The organism is Nocardiopsis aegyptia, assembly GCF_013410755.1.
Classification (GTDB): Bacteria; Actinomycetota; Actinomycetes; order Streptosporangiales; family Streptosporangiaceae; genus Nocardiopsis; species Nocardiopsis aegyptia.
The window spans coordinates 23,314-39,937 of the sequence record NZ_JACCFS010000001.1; the positions used below are offsets into that span (position 1 = coordinate 23,314).

The 16,624-nt window shown below is 72.7% G+C and carries 15 protein-coding genes; 8 read left to right on the forward strand and 7 right to left on the reverse strand.

Features of this window, described 5'->3' with window-relative positions:
- The first annotated feature begins 8 nt into the window (after positions 1-8).
- The 3 genes from HNR10_RS00120 to HNR10_RS00130 are packed head-to-tail and all read left to right on the forward strand — an operon-like array spanning position 9 to position 4,032.
- A complete protein-coding gene (locus HNR10_RS00120) occupies positions 9-980 on the forward strand; it encodes a carbohydrate ABC transporter permease (protein WP_179819816.1) in 972 nt (323 codons plus the stop codon).
- A complete protein-coding gene (locus HNR10_RS00125) occupies positions 977-1,864 on the forward strand; it encodes a carbohydrate ABC transporter permease (RefSeq protein WP_179819817.1) in 888 nt (295 codons plus the stop codon). Before HNR10_RS00120 ends, HNR10_RS00125 begins: the two co-directional genes overlap by 4 nt.
- Complete coding sequence (locus HNR10_RS00130; protein ID WP_179819819.1) at positions 1,861-4,032, forward strand: alpha-galactosidase; 2,172 nt, start codon at positions 1,861-1,863, stop codon at positions 4,030-4,032. Before HNR10_RS00125 ends, HNR10_RS00130 begins: the two co-directional genes overlap by 4 nt.
- Before the next feature lie 77 nt (positions 4,033-4,109).
- Here the strand turns inward: HNR10_RS00130 and HNR10_RS00135 are convergent, their stop codons facing one another.
- Positions 4,110-5,444, reverse strand: coding sequence for an MFS transporter (locus tag HNR10_RS00135; protein WP_179819820.1), 1,335 nt, complete (start codon positions 5,442-5,444; stop codon positions 4,110-4,112).
- Positions 5,445-5,536: 92 nt separating this feature from the next.
- Positions 5,537-6,136: a TetR/AcrR family transcriptional regulator gene (locus HNR10_RS00140; RefSeq protein WP_179819822.1), complete on the reverse strand. Its 600-nt coding sequence runs from the start codon at positions 6,134-6,136 to the stop codon at positions 5,537-5,539.
- Positions 6,137-6,227: 91 nt separating this feature from the next.
- Here HNR10_RS00140 and HNR10_RS00145 point away from each other — a divergent pair, with 91 nt between their 5' ends.
- The 4 genes from HNR10_RS00145 to HNR10_RS00160 all read left to right on the forward strand — a co-directional run bounded on the left by HNR10_RS00145 (position 6,228) and on the right by HNR10_RS00160 (position 12,167).
- On the forward strand, positions 6,228-7,784 hold the full coding sequence (locus tag HNR10_RS00145) for a class I adenylate-forming enzyme family protein (RefSeq protein WP_179819824.1): 1,557 nt from the start codon (positions 6,228-6,230) through the stop codon (positions 7,782-7,784).
- Positions 7,785-7,791: 7 nt separating this feature from the next.
- On the forward strand, positions 7,792-8,982 hold the full coding sequence (locus HNR10_RS00150; protein ID WP_179819826.1) for an acyl-CoA dehydrogenase family protein: 1,191 nt from the start codon (positions 7,792-7,794) through the stop codon (positions 8,980-8,982).
- Positions 8,979-10,808 carry an alkyl/aryl-sulfatase gene (locus HNR10_RS00155; RefSeq protein ID WP_179819827.1) on the forward strand — a complete coding sequence of 610 codons (1,830 nt, stop codon included), beginning with the start codon at positions 8,979-8,981 and terminating at the stop codon, positions 10,806-10,808. The genes HNR10_RS00150 and HNR10_RS00155 overlap by 4 nt, the downstream gene beginning before the upstream one ends.
- Positions 10,809-10,934: 126 nt before the next feature.
- A complete protein-coding gene (locus HNR10_RS00160; protein WP_179819829.1) occupies positions 10,935-12,167 on the forward strand; it encodes a M20 metallopeptidase family protein in 1,233 nt (410 codons plus the stop codon).
- Between the two features lie 4 nt (positions 12,168-12,171).
- Here the strand turns inward: HNR10_RS00160 and HNR10_RS00165 are convergent, their stop codons facing one another.
- Positions 12,172-12,945 (reverse strand): sulfite exporter TauE/SafE family protein, encoded by a 774-nt coding sequence (locus tag HNR10_RS00165; protein ID WP_179819831.1) that lies wholly within the window; start codon positions 12,943-12,945, stop codon positions 12,172-12,174.
- Positions 12,946-13,130: 185 nt separating this feature from the next.
- Positions 13,131-13,601, reverse strand: a complete 471-nt coding sequence (locus HNR10_RS00170) for a hypothetical protein (protein ID WP_179819833.1) — start codon at positions 13,599-13,601, stop codon at positions 13,131-13,133.
- Positions 13,602-13,927: 326 nt separating this feature from the next.
- Here HNR10_RS00170 and HNR10_RS00175 point away from each other — a divergent pair, with 326 nt between their 5' ends.
- Positions 13,928-14,179 carry a ribbon-helix-helix domain-containing protein gene (locus tag HNR10_RS00175; protein ID WP_179819834.1) on the forward strand — a complete coding sequence of 84 codons (252 nt, stop codon included), beginning with the start codon at positions 13,928-13,930 and terminating at the stop codon, positions 14,177-14,179.
- 4 nt (positions 14,180-14,183) lie between these two features.
- Here the strand turns inward: HNR10_RS00175 and HNR10_RS00180 are convergent, their stop codons facing one another.
- The 3 genes from HNR10_RS00180 to HNR10_RS00190 all read right to left on the reverse strand — a co-directional run bounded on the left by HNR10_RS00180 (position 14,184) and on the right by HNR10_RS00190 (position 16,589).
- On the reverse strand, positions 14,184-14,912 hold the full coding sequence (locus HNR10_RS00180) for a potassium channel family protein (RefSeq protein WP_281390066.1): 729 nt from the start codon (positions 14,910-14,912) through the stop codon (positions 14,184-14,186).
- Positions 14,913-15,009: 97 nt separating this feature from the next.
- On the reverse strand, positions 15,010-15,642 hold the full coding sequence (locus HNR10_RS00185; protein ID WP_179819836.1) for an alpha/beta hydrolase: 633 nt from the start codon (positions 15,640-15,642) through the stop codon (positions 15,010-15,012).
- Entirely contained in the window at positions 15,639-16,589 is a 951-nt protein-coding gene (locus HNR10_RS00190; RefSeq protein ID WP_179819837.1) for a ring-cleaving dioxygenase, read from the reverse strand. Before HNR10_RS00190 ends, HNR10_RS00185 begins: the two co-directional genes overlap by 4 nt.
- Between the last annotated feature and the right edge of the window lie 35 nt (positions 16,590-16,624).

A 16,624-nucleotide genomic window follows, 5' to 3' on the forward strand; every position in this document is an offset into this window, starting at 1 on the left:
AGCAAGGCATGGCCACCCCCGGCACCACAGCCGCACCCCCGGCGGCGCCCCCGCCCCCCGACCGGCGAAGGCCTCCCCGCGGCCGCCGCACGACGCTGCGCTACGGGCGCCGCGACCGGATCTCCCTCGCCCTGATGCTCGGCGTCCCCGCGTTCCTGGTCATCGGCCTGGTCTGGCTGCCCGCCGCCGCCACGGTCCTGCTGTCGTTCACCCGCTGGGACGGGATCGGCGGCCTGGAGACCATCGAGTGGATCGGCACCCAGAACTACACCGACGCCTACACCCTCTACCCGCCCTTCGAACCGGCACTGCGCAACAACCTCGTGTGGCTGCTGTTCCTCTTCGCGGTGCCCACCGTGCTGGGCATGTTCTTCGCCGTCCTGCTCGACCGCGAGCTGCGCGGCGGCCCGGTCTACCAGAGCGTCTTCTACCTGCCCGTCGTGCTCTCGCTCGCCCTGACCGGGTTCATCTGGCAGCTCATCTACTCCAGCGACCAGGGCCTGCTCAACGCCTTCCTCGCCCTGGTCTCCGACCGCCCGCCCGTGGACTGGTTCGGCGACCCCGACATCAACCTGTACGCGGTCCTGGTCGCGGCGGGGTGGAAGCACACCGGCTACATCATGCTGCTCTACCTGGCGGGCCTGAAGGCCGTCGACCCCTCACTGCGCGAGGCGGCCGCCATCGACGGCGCCGGACCGGTGCGCACGTTCACCAGCGTGGTCTTCCCGGCCCTGCTGCCGATCAACGTGGTCGTGGTCGTGGTGACCGTCATCGACGCGCTGCGGGCCTTCGACCTGGTGTGGATCATCAACCGGGGCCGCAACGGGCTGGAACTGATCTCCGCGCTGGTGACCTCCAACGTCATCGGCGAGGCCAGCCGGGTGGGCTTCGGCTCCGCCCTGGCCGTGATCATGCTCGCGTTCTCGCTCGTCTTCATCGCCATCTATGTGTCCACCGTGCTGAGAGGGGCCCAACGGTGACCGCCACGACCCTGCCCGCGAGGCGCCGCCGCCGGATCCGACCCGCCCGGGCCGCCCTGCACGCCTTCCTCCTCATCACCGCGCTGGCGTGGTTCTTCCCCGTGCTGTGGGCGGTGATCAACTCTCTGCGCGACTACGACTACACGACCGTGCACGGCTACCTGTCCCTGGGCGGCTTCACCCTGGACAACTACGCCAACGCCTGGACCCAGGGCGAGATGCCCGTCTACTTCGCGAACTCGCTGCTCATCACGGTTCCCGCGGTGGTGCTGACCCTGTTCCTGTCCTCGTGCGCGGCGTTCGTGCTGAGCAACTACTCGCGCCGGTTCAACCTGCTGATGCTGGCGGTGTTCCTGGCCGCGAACCTGCTGCCGCCCCAGGCGCTGCTGGTCCCGCTCTTCCGCCTCTACACCTCCATCCGGCTGCCCTACTGGATCAGCGAGTCCGGCTCCCTCTACGACAGCCACATGGGAGTCGTCCTGATCCACGTGGCCTTCCAGATCGGGTTCTGCACGTTCGTGCTGAGCAACTTCATGAAGGCCATGCCCACTTCCCTGCTGGAGGCGGCCAGGGTCGACGGGGCGAGCGTGTTCCAGCAGTACTGGAAGGTCGTGCTGCCCCTGTGCCGGCCCAGCCTGGCGGCTCTGGCGACCCTGCTGGTGACCTGGATCTACAACGACTTCTTCTGGGCGCTGGCCCTGCTGTCCAGCGGCGACAAGATGCCCATCACCACGGCGCTGCAGAACCTCCAGGGCGCCTTCTTCGTCGACTACAACCTTCTGTCGGCGGGCTCCGTCATCGTCGCCCTGCCGACGCTGATCGTGTTCTTCCTGCTGCAGCGCCATTTCGTGGCGGGACTGACCCTGGGAGCGAGCAAGGGATGACCCACCGCACCGTCGAACTGAGGGCCGCCGGGACCGCGCTGGTGCTGGCCGTACCCGACACCGGGCTGCCGCACGTACTGCACTGGGGCGCCGACCTGGCCGGGACCGCCGGCCTGGCCGCGGTCTCCGCGCCGCCCGCCGCCAACAACGGCCTCGACGAGCCGGTCCCGGTCTCGCTGCTGCCCTCCCAGGCCGAGGGCTGGCGCGGCCACCCCGGGATCTCCGGCCACCACGAGGGCCGCGCCACCTTCCCGCGCTGGACCGTCCAGGAGGTCGTCGTGGACCCCCTCGACCAGGACGGGCGGGGCGTCGCCACCGGCGGCGACGGCGGCCGGGGCGGCGCCCTCACCGTCACCGCGCGCACCGCCGGGCTGGACCTGCGCATCCAGGTGCGCATGGAGGCCTCCGGCCTGGTACGCGTGCGCCACACCGTGACCAACACCGACCCCGCCGTGTGGACCCTGGACTCCCTCCTGGCCGCGATGCCCCTGCCGCGCGAGGCCGGCGAGGTCCTGGACCTGACCGGGCGCTGGTGCCGCGAGCGCGCGCCCCAGCGCCAGGAGCTCACCATGGGCACCCGGCTGCGGGCCTCCCGGCGCGGCCGGACCGGGCACGACGCCCCGCTCGTGCTCACCGCGGGCACCCCCGGGTTCGGGTTCGGCCACGGCGAGGTGTGGGGCGTGCACACCGGATGGAGCGGCGACCACGTCCACCTGGCCGAACGCCTGCCCGAGGGCGCCGGGCAGGCCGACGGCGTCCTGGCCGGGGGAGAGCTCACCCACCCCGGCGAGGTGCGCCTGGCCCAGGGGGAGCACTACACCACCCCGTGGATGTACTTCTCCTGGTCGGACCGGGGCCTGGACGGGATGTCGGCGCGCGTGCACCGGTGGCTGCGCTCGCGCGCGTCCCACCCCTCCTCCCCACGGCCGGTCGTCCTCAACACCTGGGAGGCCGTCTACTTCGACCACGACCTGGACACCCTCACCCGCCTCGCCGACACCGCGGCGGCCATCGGCGTGGAGCGCTTCGTCCTGGACGACGGCTGGTTCCGCGGCCGGCGCGACGACACGGCCGGGCTCGGCGACTGGACCGTGGACACCGAGGTGTGGCCCGACGGGCTGCACCCCCTGTTCGACCACGTCCGCTCCCTGGGGATGCAGGTCGGACTGTGGGTGGAGCCGGAGATGGTCAACCCCGACTCCGACCTCGCGCGCGCCCACCCCGACTGGTTCCTGGCCGCCCCGGACCGCCTGCCCCCGCCCAGCCGCCACCAGCACCTGCTCGACCTGGCCCGCCCCGAGGCGTTCGAGTACGTGTTCGAACACCTGGACGCGCTGCTCACCGAGTACCGCCCCGACCACGTCAAGTGGGACCACAACCGCGACCTGCTCGAACCCGTGCACGCCCCCACCGGCGGCGCGGGCACCCACCACCACACACTGGCGGTGTACGCGCTGCTGGACCGGCTGCGCGCCCGCCACCCGCGGGTGGAGATCGAGTCGTGCTCCTCCGGCGGCGGCCGGGGCGACCTGGGCATCCTGGAGCGCACCGACCGGGTGTGGGCCTCCGACACCAACGATCCCCTGGAGCGCCTGGCGATCCAGCGCTGGACCGGGTTGCTGATCCCGCCCGAACTCGTGGGCGCCCACGTCGGCGGGCCCCGCTCGCACACCACGGGCCGCCTCACCGACCTGTCCCTGCGCTGCCTGACGAGCCTGGTCGCGCACGCGGGCATCGAGTGGGACATCACCGGGTGCGCGCCGCGCGAGCTGGAGGTCCTGGCGGGCTGGATCGGGCTGTACCGGGAGCTGCGCCCGCTGCTGCACTCGGGCGACCTCGTGCACGCCGACGCGCCCGACCCCGCCGAGCAGCTCGACGGGGTGGTGGCCCCCGACGGGAGCGAGGCGGTCTTCCTCTACGCCCGCCTGTCGACCTCGGCCCGGGCGATGCCGGGCCGGGTGCGCCTGCCGGGCCTGTGCGAGGACCTGACCTACCGGGTGCGCCGGCGGGAGGAGGCCGGGACGCCCGGCACCACCCAGCGGTCCGCGCCGCCGTGGTACGGGCGGGAGGAGGTCGAGGTCTCGGGCGCGGTCCTGGCGCGCTCGGGGCTCCAGCTGCCCAACCTGGACCCGGCCCAGGCGCTCCTGCTGCACCTGACCGCGGTGTGAGGCGCGTGCGGAGCCCGGTCCGGGCTCCGCACGGCCCCCACGCGAGGGCGTCCCGGGCGGCGGGAGGGCTCAGGGGCTCACGCGTCCGGGGCCCGCTCCGGCTCGCTGTGGGTGGGAGCCGACACCGGGACCCGGCGTGCCCGCGACGGGCCGCCCTGGACCTGGGTGACCACGAGCGCGAAGCCGGCGGTCGTGACCAGGGTGACGACCGTCCACAGCCGCCAGTCGCCGGCCGCGACCACCACGGGCGCCAGCAGCACCGCCACGAAGATGAACAGGCGGCTGACGAAGTGGCTCAGGCCGAAGGCCACGCCCTGGGCGTCCGGGTGGACCTCCTCGGTGTACTCCGAGAAGCTGGCCATCCACGGGCCGAAGACGGTACCGAGCGAGATCCCGACCGCGGTGAGCAGCGCGATGACGAGCGCAGGCGGGACGGAGGCCCCGGCGCCCATCGTCAGGACGAACACCCCGAGCAGCAGCGTCGCCGCCACGCCGCCGCCGACGAGGAAGGGCTTGCGCCTCTGCGTCCTGTCGGAGAGGCGGGCGAAGACGAGGCTGGCCACCAGGTTGCTCGCCCAGAACACCATCACGATCGCGGAGGCCGTGCGCACGGTGACGCCGAAGTGCTCGGCCAGCAGGGTCTGGCCGTAGGCGTTCATGGTGGAGAGGAACACATAGAGCAGCGACATCGCGCCCACGTGCGCCCAGATGACCCGGTGGCGCAGGAGCAGGCGCAGCGGGTGCCCGGCCGGGACCGCGCCGCCGCTCCCGCGGGTGGTGCGCTCGGTGAGGCGGATTGTGCGGCGCAGCTGCGGGGACAGGTCGCGCAGGGTCAGGGCGACGATCACCGCGCCGACGAAGGCCGTGCAGGTCATCAGCAGGATCTGTGCGCGCCAGGAGCCGCCGAACAGGTCGAGTGTCAGCGCGGCGACGGCCGCCGCGAAGAAGTTCGCCCCGGCGGGGCCCCAGCTCCAGAACGCGAAGGCCTGGGCCCTGCCCATCCTCGGTGTGAAGTCCCGGATCAGCGGCTGGGTGCCGGCCATCGCCACGCCCTCGACGAAGGCGAGCAGGATGCGCGCGGCGATGAAGTGCTCCACGGACTGCGACAGCGCCATGAACAGGCACGCCGCCGCGGAGAGGAACATGAACGGCACCAGCACCCGGACGCGGCCGATCCGGTCGACCAGCTCGCCTCCCAGGTACCCGGACACGGCCCCGAACAGCAGCGACAGGGCGGTGATCTGCCCGTAGGTCGCCAGGGACATGCCCAGGTCCGACAACAGCAGCGGCAGGACCGGGGCGAGCTGCCCCTCGTAGGCGGAGATGAACAGCGCCAGGACGACGACGGCCAACAGGACCCGGCGCCGGGCTCCGGTGGGGTATTCGTGCAGGAGTCTTCGGTGCGGGGACACAGGGCCGACCCTTCTCTAGATCCTGGACACTCTGTCCAGTAGAAGTCGAGGTGTCCAGAAGATAAGCACAGTGACCGGCACCACACAACCCCCTAGTCGGAAAACGAGTCGAAGCCCGTCGCCCAGTAGCGCCCGCGCCGGGAGAGCTCGACCAGCGTCTCCACCACCTGTTCGGTGTCCGGGCGCGGCGCCGGCGACTCCAGCCACCACAGCAGCACCGAGACCTGCTCGCCGACCCAGGCGCGCGCGATGACGCGCAGGTCGACCCGGGGCCGGGTGCGCTGGGCCCGGGTGCGCTCGGTGAAGATCTCGTGGGCCGTGGCGGTCCAGGCGTCGGTCAGGGCCCGCAGGCCGCGGCCGTCGCCCTCCCCGCGCAGGATCAGCCTGTACACGTCGGGCTGCTCGGCGGCGTGGCGGAAGAGCTCGGCCACCGGCCGCCCGGTGAAGCCCACGCCCCGGCGGTCGACGGGGGCCAGCCGTTCGCGCAGCTCGTCCAGGACGACCTCGACCACGTGGTCGTAGAGCGCCTCCTTGTCGTGGAAGTGCGTGTAGAACGTCGCCCTTCCGACGTCGGCCGCCGCGGCGATGTGCTCCACCCTGACGCCGGCGTACCCGCGTTCGAGCACCTGGGAGACGAACGCCGTCCGGAGTGCGGCCCGCGTGCGCAGGGTCCGCCGATCCTCTTGTGTCATGGGCTCTTTCTAGCAAGGTCCGGCCTTCTGGACATTTCCTGGACACTCTGTCTAATATCTTCGTGCTCGCTCATCGAACATTGGAGAGCACGTGAACCTTGGCAGCTATCTCACCCGCAGCGCGGCCCACCGGCCGGAGGCGGAGGCCCTGGTGTCCGGGGAGCGGCGCTGGACCTACGGCGAACTGGAGGCGGAGTCCAACCGCCTGGCCGGCGCACTCCTCGCGCGCGGTCTGGGCCCGGGCACCGCGGTCGCCACCCTGGCCGGCAACCGCGGAGAGCTGGTCGTCGCCGAGATGGCGATCTGCAAGGCCGGATGCCTGCGCGTACCGATCAGCGCCCGCCTGGCCGAGGCCGAGGTCGAACACGTCCTGGTGGACGCACGGGTCCGGCTCGTCCTGGTCGACGCGGCCCACCTCGACGCGGTGCGCACGATCGTCGACGCCCGCGCGCTGGACTGCCTCGTGGTCGCCCTCGACGGAGCCGCCGGCGACCCCGCCGCCTACGCCTCCCTGCTGGCCGAGGGCGCCCCCGACCCGGTGGCCGTCGACCTCGACGCCGAGGACCCCGCGGTCCTGAACTTCACCTCCGGCTCCACCGGCACCCTCAAGGCCGCCGTCCAGACCGTCGGCAACCGCCTGGCCAACATGCGCAAGCTCGCGATGAACCCGCAGGGCTCCGCCGGCCCCGGAGCGGTCTACCTCGCCCCCGGTCCCATCACCCACGCCAGCGGCATGGTGATCCTCGGCTGCTTCTTCCGCGGCTCCACCGTCGTGGTCCTGCCCGCCTTCGACCCCGAGGCCTACCTCGACGCCCTGGAACGCGAACGCGTCACCCACACCTTCCTGGTGCCGGTGATGCTCAACCTGGTGCTGGCCGCGCCGAGCGCACGCGAGAGGGACCTGTCGCGGCTGCGCAGCGTCACGATCGGCGGCGCGCCCGTGAGCCCCGCCCGCCTGCGCGAGGCCGTCGAACTGTTCGGCCCCGTGGTCAACCAGGGCTACGGCCAGGGAGAGACCACGAGCGCCATCACCTTCCTCACCTCCGAGGACGTGGTGCGCGGGATCGAGTCCGACCCCGAACTGCTGCTCTCCTGCGGGCGGCCCGTCTTCGACACCGAGGTCCGCGTCGTCGACGAGGGGGGCCTACCCCTCCCCGACGGGCAGGTGGGCGAGATCGTCGCGCGCGGACCCGACTGCGTCAAGGAGTACTTCCACGCCCCCGAGGCCACGGCCCAGACCTTCCGCGACGGCTGGGTGCACACCGGCGACCTGGGCTTCTTCCGCTGGGACGGCTACCTGTTCATCGTGGACCGCAAGAAGGACATGATCATCTCCGGCGGCTACAACGTCTACTGCACCGAGGTGGAGGCCGCCCTGTACGAGCACCCCGCCGTCTACGAGGTGTGCGTGGTGGGCGTCCCCGACGAGCGCTGGGGCGAGACCGTCAAGGCGTTCGTCACGCCCCACCCCGGCACGGACCCCACAGCCGAGGAACTGCGCGAGTTCTGCGCGACCCGGCTCTCCAGGGTCAAACTCCCCCGCCTGGTCGAGTTCGTCCCCCGGCTCCCCCGCAACCGCAACGGCAAGATCGACCGGCGCTCGCTCCGACAGCGCGAGTGGGCCGGCACCGAACGAAAGGTGGGGTGAGAGGGCCATGACCTTCGCACTGCGACCGACCTACGACGACAACCCCCGCCTGGACGACCTCGTCACACGGCTCCGGGACTACCTGTCCGGCGAACTGGCGGAGTACGAGGCCGACCTCGGGCTGGAGCCCGAGACACCGCTGCGGCGCTCCATGCTGGAGCCGGTCTGGCGGCGCAGCCGAGAACTCGGCTTCTACGGCGTCCACCTGCCCGAGCACCTGGGCGGCCGGGCCCTGTCCCTCACGGAGCTGGCCGCGCTCAAGGAGGAGGTGGGCGCCTCCGGCCGCGTGCTGGCCACCAGCGTGCTCGGCGACATGGGCGGGCCCCTGCGCGTCGGCGCGATCTTCGAGCACGCCACGGACCACCAGGTCCACAAGTACCTCCTGCCGGTCGTACGGGCCGAACGGGCGTGCTGCTTCTCCATGACCGAGGACGACGCGGGCTCGGACGTACGCCGCATGCGCACCACCGCGACCCCGGTCCCGGGCGGCTACCGGATCACCGGGCACAAGGTGTTCAGCACCGGCGGCACCTTCGCCGACTTCGCCATCCTGGTCGCCCGCATGGACGGCGACGAGGAGTCCTACTCCGCGTTCCTGGTCGACCTCGACTCGCCCGGCTGCCGCGTCCTGCCCGGCCAGGTCCCCCTGTCGGGGCAGAACATCGAGAGCGACGTCGTCCTGGACGACTGCTTCGTGCCCGCCGAGAACCTGCTCGGCCAGGAGGGGCAGGGACTGCGCATCAGCCTGGGCCGGGTCACCGCGAACCGGCTGCTGCACTGCCCCACCGCCCTGGGCGCCGCACGGCGGGCCTTCGGCCTGGCCTTCGACTTCGCCGCCGGGCGCGCGGTCTCCGGCGGGCTCCTGCTGGAGAAGCAGGCCGTCCAGCACAAGCTCGCGGACATGGCCACCGACTACTACGCGGCCCGTTCCATGACCTACGACGCCCTCGCCGCGCTCGACGCCGGGCACCGGCCGCGCCTGGAGTCCTTCATGTGCAAACTGTTCGTGGGCGAGCGCGCCTTCGCCATCGCCGACCAGGCCGTCCAGCTCCACGGCAAGGCCGGGATGGTGCGCGGGGCCCCGGTCGAGGTCATCTGGCGGCAGCTGCGCATGTTCCGCGTCCTGACCGGCGCCTCGGAGATCCAGCGCGAGGGCATCATCCGGGAACTGGTCACCGCCGCGGGAGGCCGGTCATGAGCGCCGCCCAGGAGCACGGCCCCGACCTGCCCCCCGAGGACGAGCAGGACCGGCGCGACGCCGAACGCGGATTCGTGGCGTCGCTCGATCCCGCACGCGTCACCGGCGCCGACGGACGCCTGGTCCACGACGCCGAGGCCTACGCCTTCCTGGAGGGGCCCGCACCCGAGCAGGCGCATCCGAGCCTGTGGCGGCAGAGCCGCCTCGCGGCCCAGCACGGCCTGTTCCGGGTCACTGAGGGCGTCTACCAGGTCCGCGGACTCGACCTGGCCAACATGACCCTGGTCGAGGGCGCGAGCGGCGTCATCGTGATCGACACGCTGACCACCGCCGAGACCGCCGCCGCCGCACTGGCGCTCTACCGCTCCCACCGCGGTGACCGGCCGGTCACCGGCGTGATCCTGACCCACCCCCACGCCGACCACTTCGGCGGCGTGGACGGTGTGCTCGCCGACGCCGCGCCCGGGGTCCCCGTGATCGCCCCCGAGGGCTTCTTGGAACACGCGGTCTCCGAGAACGTCCACGCCGGGCCCGCGATGGCCCGGCGGTCCGGCTTCATGTACGGAACCGCGCTCGAAGCGTCCCCCGCCGGCCACCTGGGCTGCGGCCTGGGACCGCGACTGGCGTCCGGCACCATCGGACTCGTCGAGCCCACCGAGTCGGTCACCCGCACCGGACAGGTCCGGGTCGTGGACGGGGTGGAGATCGAGTTCCAGCTCACGCCGGGCACCGAGGCGCCGGCGGAGATGAACATGTACCTGCCCGCCCATCGGGCGCTGTGCCTGGCCGAGAACGCCGTGCACACGATGCACAACATCCTCACCCTGCGCGGAGCCCAGGTCCGCGACGCCCGGCAGTGGGCGCACTACCTCACCGAGGCGATCCGGCTCTTCGGGCACCGCACCGACGTCGCCTTCGCCACCCACCACTGGCCCACCTGGGGCGCGGACCGGATCGAGCGCTTCCTCACCGGCCAGCGCGACCTCTACGCCTACCTGCACGACCAGACCGTGCGGCTGATCAACCGGGGCCTGACCCCGCGCGAGATCGCGGAGGAGCTCACCCTGCCGCCCGGCCTGGACCGGCAGTGGGCCAACCGCGGCTACTACGGATCGCTGAGCCACAACGTCAAGGGCATCTACCAGCGCTACCTCGGCTGGTACGACGGCAACCCCGCCCACCTGTGGGAGCACCCGCCGGTCGAGGAGGCCAGGCGCTGGGTGCGCCTGCTCGGCGGGATCGACGCCGCACTCGCGCACGCGGACGCCCTCCTCGCCGAGGGCGACCTCCGCTTCGCCGCCACCCTGCTCGGCCACGCGGTCTTCGCCGAGCCGGAGCACGAGGGGGCGCGGCGACGCCTCGCCCACGCCTACACCTCGCTCGGCCACGGCTGCGAGAACGCGACCTGGCGCAACGCCTACCTCACCGGAGCGCGGGAGCTCCTGCACGGCCCCCCGCCGGCCCGCCGACCCGGCGGCTCCCGCCTGCTGGCCGCTCTGAGCGTCGACCAGCTCCTCGACTCCCTCGCCGTGCGGATCGACGGACCCGCCGCCTGGGACCTCGACGTCCGTGTGGACCTGCGCCTGCCCGACCAGGACGCGGTCTGGCACCTGCGCCTGGCCAACGGCGTGCTCGTGCACCACCGCGACCGCGAACCCGACCCGCGGGCCCGCCTGACCCTCACCACGACGAAGCCGGGCCTGGTCGGCGTCCTGGCCCGCCGCGACCTCGGCGACGCCGAGTACGAGGGCGACCCCGGTGAGCTCCGCGCGCTGTTCCGCGTCCTGGAGGCACCCGATCCGGCCTTCGCCGTGGTGACGCCCTGAACGGGGACGGCCGACGCCGGCCACCGCCCCTGGCCCCGAGAAGGAGACCGCCCGCCCGCGCCGGCGGGCCGCCGCCCGGCCCGCGCGGCCGCGATCCCGCACACCGTCCGGCTCCCAGGAGGCCGCATGAACATGTCAGGTGCCGTCCCCGACGGCTTCGCCGAGCGATCGGTCCGCGCCGGTCGCGAACTCCTCCCGGACCTGGTCGCACTGCGCCGGGCCGTGCACGCCGACCCGGAGGTGGGGCTGGAGGTGCCCCGCACGCAGCGCCGTGTGCTCGACGCCCTCGCACCCCTGGGGCTGGAGGTGCGCACGGGCGGCGCGCTGGGCTCGGTGGTCGCGGTCCTGCGCGGCGCGCGCCCGGGCCCCGCCGTGCTGCTGCGCGCGGACATGGAAGCCCTCCCCCTGCGGGAGGCGACCGGGCTGCCGTTCCGCGCCACCGGCGAGGCGATGCACGCCTGCGGCCACGACCTGCACGTCGCCGGCCTGGTCGGCGCCGCCCGGATCCTGCACAGGTTCCGCGACACGCTCGCGGGCGACGTGGTGTTCATGTTCCAGCCGGGCGAGGAGGGGTACCGCGGCGCCTCGCTGATGCTGGACGAGGGGCTGCTGGAGGCGGCCGGTACGCCCCCGGTCGCGGCGTTCGCGATCCACGTCGGACAGGGGCCGCGCGGCGTCTTCCTCACCCGCACCGGCACCGTGACCGCCGGCTCGACGCACCTGAGCGTGGAGGTCCACGGGCGCGGCGGCCACGCGTCCCGGCCGCACGAGGCGGTCGACCCCGTACCGGCGCTCGCCGAGACCGTGTCGGCGCTGCAGGCCTTCGCCTCGCGCCGGTTCGACGTGTTCGATCCCGTGGTGCTCTCGGTGACCGAGCTGGCCGCCGGGGCCGGCGCCGACAACGTCATCCCCGGCTCGGCCCGTCTGGCGGGCACCGTCCGCACCATGTCGCCCGAGGCGCTGTCCCGGGTCGAGGCCGAGCTGCCCGGAGTCGTCCGGGGCGTGGCCGAGGCGCACCGCACGCGCGCCACCGTGCGGCTCGACACCGGCTACCCGAGCGTGGTCAACGACGAGCGGACCACCCGGCGGGCGATGGAGGCGTTGCGGGGCGCCTTCGGCGCGCGGGTGGTCGAGTCACCGCGGCCGACCATGGGCGCGGAGGACTTCTCCTTCGTCGCGCGACGGGTGCCGGCCACGATGCTCATGCTCGGCGCCACCCCGCCCGGCGTCGAGGGGGAGCCGGCCCCCAACCACTCGCCGCGGGCGGTCTTCGACGACGGTGTACTCGGCGACCAGGCGGCGGCCCTGGCCCTGTTGGCTGCGGACGCCCTGGCCGCCCACGCCGCGGACGGGGACTGACCCGTCAGGCGAAGAGGTCCCAGGCCATGCGCACCAGCAGGAGCAGCACCACGACGAGCAGGACGGCGCGGACGAAGCCCGAACCGCGCCTGAGCGCCATGCGCGCACCGATCTGGGCGCCGATGATGGTGCTCACGGCCAACCCCAGGCCCAGCAGCCAGTCGATGTGCCCGCCGAAGGCGAAGACGACCAGGGCGCCGAGGTTGGTGCACACGTTGACGATCTTGGCCGAGGCGGAGGCGGTGACGAAGTCCATGCCCAGGACGGCGGTGAGCGCGATGATGAGGAAGACGCCGGTGCCGGGGCCGATCAGCCCGTCGTAGAAGCTCACGCCCAGCCCGGCCAGGGCCATGGCCGCCAGCAGCCGGTTGCGGGTGCGCAGTCGGGGGTCGGAGACCGAGCCCATGGCGGGGCGGAAGTACACCAGCAGCGCCACACCGGCCAGGACGACCATGATGACGGGTTTGAGGACGTCGGCGGTCAGGGCGGTGGCCAGGACGGCGCCCAGCCCCGAGCCGAGCAGCGCGAGCGCGGACGTGGGCAGGACGACCCGGCGGTCGAGCGGGACCCGGCGGGCGTAGGCGAGGGCGGCGGAGGTGGTGCCGAAGACCGCGCCCAGCTTGTTGGTGCCCAGCAGGGTGGCCAGGGGTGTGGTGGGCGCGGCGATCAGCAGGGCGGGCAGGAGGAGGAGCCCTCCCCCGCCGACGACGGCGTCGACCCAGCCCGCGGCCACGCCGGCGAGCAGGAGCAGGCCCAGGATCTCGGGGTCGAGGGTCACTGGTCGCCCAGGAGATGTGAGGGGATCATGGGTTCTTTTCGGTGCGCGGAGAGTGTCGTGGCGATTCTAGCGACGGGGCCGTGTGAGCGGTGTCTCGCCTACGGTTCGCACGCCCCACGCCTTTACGACGTAGATCTCATTAGCCGCTCCCCGCGGAACCGACACGGGCGTCGGCCCGAGATCCCTCAATCCCGCACGGCCGGGCGCTCGCCCTCCGGCCCCTGACGGCCCCGCGCCCTCCTGACGTGCCAGATCGCGGCGACGGCGACGGACACGAGCACGGCCAGCCCCCCGAGGGGGACCCACAGCGGCGACTCCACGAGGGAGCTGATCCAGAAGAGCCCCGCCACCGCGTACCCGCTCCCCGCGGCCAGGGCCAGGACGTTCACCAGGGCCGTGGTCAGGCTGTGCGACGAGCCGGCCTCGGACTGCGTCTGGTAGCTGACCCCGAACCCTCCCGGAAGGCCGAAGCCGAACTGCTGGACCTCGGGCGGTCGGAGCAGCACGTGCGGAGGCGGCTCCGGTGCGGCGCGCGAGCGGCGGGAGGCCGGCGGCGCGGGCTCCGCCGGAACCTCGTCCTCCAGGTCCTCGGAACTCGCCACCTCGACCCCAGGCCCCGCCGCCTCGCGGGGCACCTCATCGCTGAGGTCGTCCATGTCCGATCCCCTCGGTCAGGGGCGTTCGTGGCCGCTCGACGTGTATCGGGTCGTCCGCGTCGCGCGTCGGGGCCTCGTCGCTGAGGTCCTCCTCGCTCAGGACCACGAGCCGACTCTCCTGACCGTCCTCCGGCATGTCACCCCCGCTCTCATCAGTCGATGACCATTTGCGTTCAGAGCGTGACCCATTGCAAGCATCAACGGTGGCGCGTCGCCATACACAGTCATCGTATGTATGATTGATGCATATTGGATGTTCTTGACGCGTACCAGCACTGACATCGGGCAGCATGTCGACATCGGTGCGACGAAGGAGGGTGACGAGCATGTCGCAGCCGCGTCGGGAGACCGAGGACCAGGCCGCGGTCACCAAGGTGCATCGGGTGACCGTCAACCTGACCGAGAAGTCCCACGAGAAGCTGGAAGAGACCGTCAAGCTCACGGCACGGAACAAGACGGACACCATCAACCGCGCCATCCAGGTCAACGCCTGGCTGGAGGAGGCCATCCAGAACGGGGCGAGCGTCTTCGTGAAGGAGGCCGAGAGCGGGGAGCTGCAGAAGATCGTGCTCCTGTGAGCCCTCAGCCCTCCTGTGCGCTCGTGGCGCTCGTGGCGCTCTTGGCGTCCTCGGCGTCGCGCTGGATGTTGGAGACGAACGCGGAGGCCACCGCGGCCGTGAGCGTGCCCACCAGGGAGATCCCCATGATCATCAGGGCGACCGCCACCAGGCGGCCCTGGAGGGTCACCGGGTAGAAGTCGCCGTAGCCGACCGTGGTCACCGTGACCACCGACCACCACAGGGCGTCGCCGAACTCGGTGATGTTCGCCCCGGGGGCGTGCTGCTCGACGTCCAGCACCGCGATCGCGGCCAGGACGGACGTCAGCGCGGCCGTACCGGCCACGTAGACCGACACCCTGCCGCTCAGCGTCCCGGCCATGGACCGGTTCAGCATGCGCAGCAGGGCGAGCAGCCGGAGCAGCCGCAGGGCGCGGAACATGGGGAGCAGGATCAGCACCACGTCGTACCAGTGCCGCAGCGCGTACCACGCCCGGTTCTCGGCGAGGTAGAGGCGGATCAGGAAGTCGACGGCGAAGGCCAACCACACCGTCCACGACAGGGTGCGCAGTGTGGAGCGCAGGTCACCGTCCAGGCCCGGGTCGATGACGGGCCAGGCGTAGGCGACCAGGAACGCGGCGGCCAGCAGCAGCATCGGGATCTCCACCCGCTGCTCCCACCGGGCGACTCGCGCGCCGTGGCCGCGGCGGGCCCCGGGTTCCTCGTGCTCGCTGCTCTCGTGCGGTGCTGCCATGGGGGACCGGTCTCCGTTCTACGCTGGATCGCCACACGTCGGTGCACGTCCACGTAACCAGAGACCGGGCATCGCCCGCGACACGCGGGAGTCACGGTCAGAACGCGCTGCCCTGCCACCACCGGCGCGCGTCGGCCAGCACCCGCGGCGGGACCGCGTGTCCGCCGGGGTGTTCGCGCGCGGTCACCTCGGCGCCCCGCTCCCCCAGCTGGGCGGCCAGCAGGCGCGCCTGGTCGATGGTGGTGATGGGATCGGTCTCACCCGACCCGAGGAAGACGCGGGTACCGGACAGGTCCACGGGATCGGGCTCACGGTCCTGCAGGGGCGCACCGGCGGCGAGGAGCACGGCGCCGGCCAGCAGGTCCGGATGGAGCAGCAGCAGCGCCGCGGCGGTGTTGGCGCCGTTGGAGAACCCGGTCGCCACGATCCGTCCCGGATCCAGGTCGTAGGCGCGGGTCGCGGCGGTGACGAAGGCCGCCAGCTCGGCCGCCCGTGCGATGAGGTCATCAACGTCGAAGACGCCCTCGCGCAGGCGCCGGAACCAGCGGTTGGCCCCGTGCTCGTCGACCTTGCCGCGCGGCGAGAGCAGTGCCGCGCCGGGCGCCAGGGCCCGGCCCAGGGGCAGCAGGTCGTGCTCGTCGGCGCCGGTCCCGTGGAGCAGCAACACCGTGGGCGCTCCGGGCGCGGACGCGGGCTCGAAGACGTGGACGAAGGCGTCGGCGGTGGTCACGGCCCGACCTCGACCTTGGGCAGGCGGGCGGCGATCTGCTCGCGGTCGGGCTCCATCCACGGCGGGAGCTTGAGGGAGCGGCCCAGGTCCAGCAGGGGCTCGTCGTAGTCGAAGCCGGGGCCGTCGGTCGCGATCTCCAGCAGGACCCCGCCGGGCTCGCGGAAGTAGATGGAGGTGAAGTAGCAGCGGTCGCGGATCTCGGTCACGCCCACGCCGTCGTGCTCCAGGCGCTCGCGCCAGGCGGCCTGGACGGGGCCGTCCGGGGCGCGGTAGGCGACGTGGTGGACCGTTCCGGCGGCCACCAGGCCGCGCTCGGCGCGCGGCCGGGCCAGCACGTCCACGATGGTGCCCACCCCGGCGCCGGAGTCGTTGGTGCGAAAGCGCAGGCGGTCGCCGTCCTCCTCGGCCAGGCGGAAGCCCAGTCGGCCGCCGAGCATCTCGGCTGTGCCCTCGACGTCGTTCTCGGTGAAGGTGACCGCGCGGATGCCGCGGATGGCGTGCTCGGCGGGGACCTGGGCACCGTCCCAGGGGTCGGTGTCGTGGTAGTCGGCGCTGGCGGCGAGTTCGATGACCAGGCCGTCGGGGTCGCGCAGGCTGAGCACGTCCTCCGATCCGCGCTCGGTGGGCCGGGTGGTGGGCACGTCCAGGGCGGCCAGGTGGTCGGCCCACCAGCCCAGGGAGCCCTCGGGAACGGAGAAGGTCGTGGTGGTGGCCTGGCCCGCGCCGCGCCGCCCCCGTGGCGCGTCGGGCCAGGGGAAGAAGGTCATGATGGTGCCGGGGTGGCCCGCGCGGTCGCCGTAGTAGAAGTGGTAGGTCTCCGGTGCGTCGAAGTTGACCGTGCGCTTGACCATGCGCATGCCCAGGGCGTTGAGGTAGAAGTCCGCGTTGGCCTGGGGGTCGCCGGCGATCGCGGTCACGTGGTGGATCCCCGAGGGCCGCACGTCCATGTCGTCACCTTCCGTCGAGCTCTCGCCCGGCCTGC

Bases quoted from the DNA above. Each gene is read 5' to 3' on its own strand.
- HNR10_RS00130 (WP_179819819.1), top strand. From the start codon at position 1,861: ATGACCCACCGCACCGTCGAACTGAGGGCCGCCGGGACCGCGCTGGTG.
- HNR10_RS00140 (WP_179819822.1), bottom strand. From the start codon at position 6,136: ATGACACAAGAGGATCGGCGGACCCTGCGCACGCGGGCCGCACTCCGG.
- HNR10_RS00170 (WP_179819833.1), bottom strand. From the start codon at position 13,601: ATGGACGACCTCAGCGATGAGGTGCCCCGCGAGGCGGCGGGGCCTGGG.
- HNR10_RS00175 (WP_179819834.1), top strand. From the start codon at position 13,928: ATGTCGCAGCCGCGTCGGGAGACCGAGGACCAGGCCGCGGTCACCAAG.
- HNR10_RS00120 (WP_179819816.1), top strand. From the start codon at position 9: ATGGCCACCCCCGGCACCACAGCCGCACCCCCGGCGGCGCCCCCGCCC.
- HNR10_RS00160 (WP_179819829.1), top strand. From the start codon at position 10,935: ATGAACATGTCAGGTGCCGTCCCCGACGGCTTCGCCGAGCGATCGGTC.
- HNR10_RS00190 (WP_179819837.1), bottom strand. From the start codon at position 16,589: ATGGACGTGCGGCCCTCGGGGATCCACCACGTGACCGCGATCGCCGGC.
- HNR10_RS00180 (WP_281390066.1), bottom strand. From the start codon at position 14,912: ATGGCAGCACCGCACGAGAGCAGCGAGCACGAGGAACCCGGGGCCCGC.
- HNR10_RS00155 (WP_179819827.1), top strand. From the start codon at position 8,979: ATGAGCGCCGCCCAGGAGCACGGCCCCGACCTGCCCCCCGAGGACGAG.
- HNR10_RS00150 (WP_179819826.1), top strand. From the start codon at position 7,792: ATGACCTTCGCACTGCGACCGACCTACGACGACAACCCCCGCCTGGAC.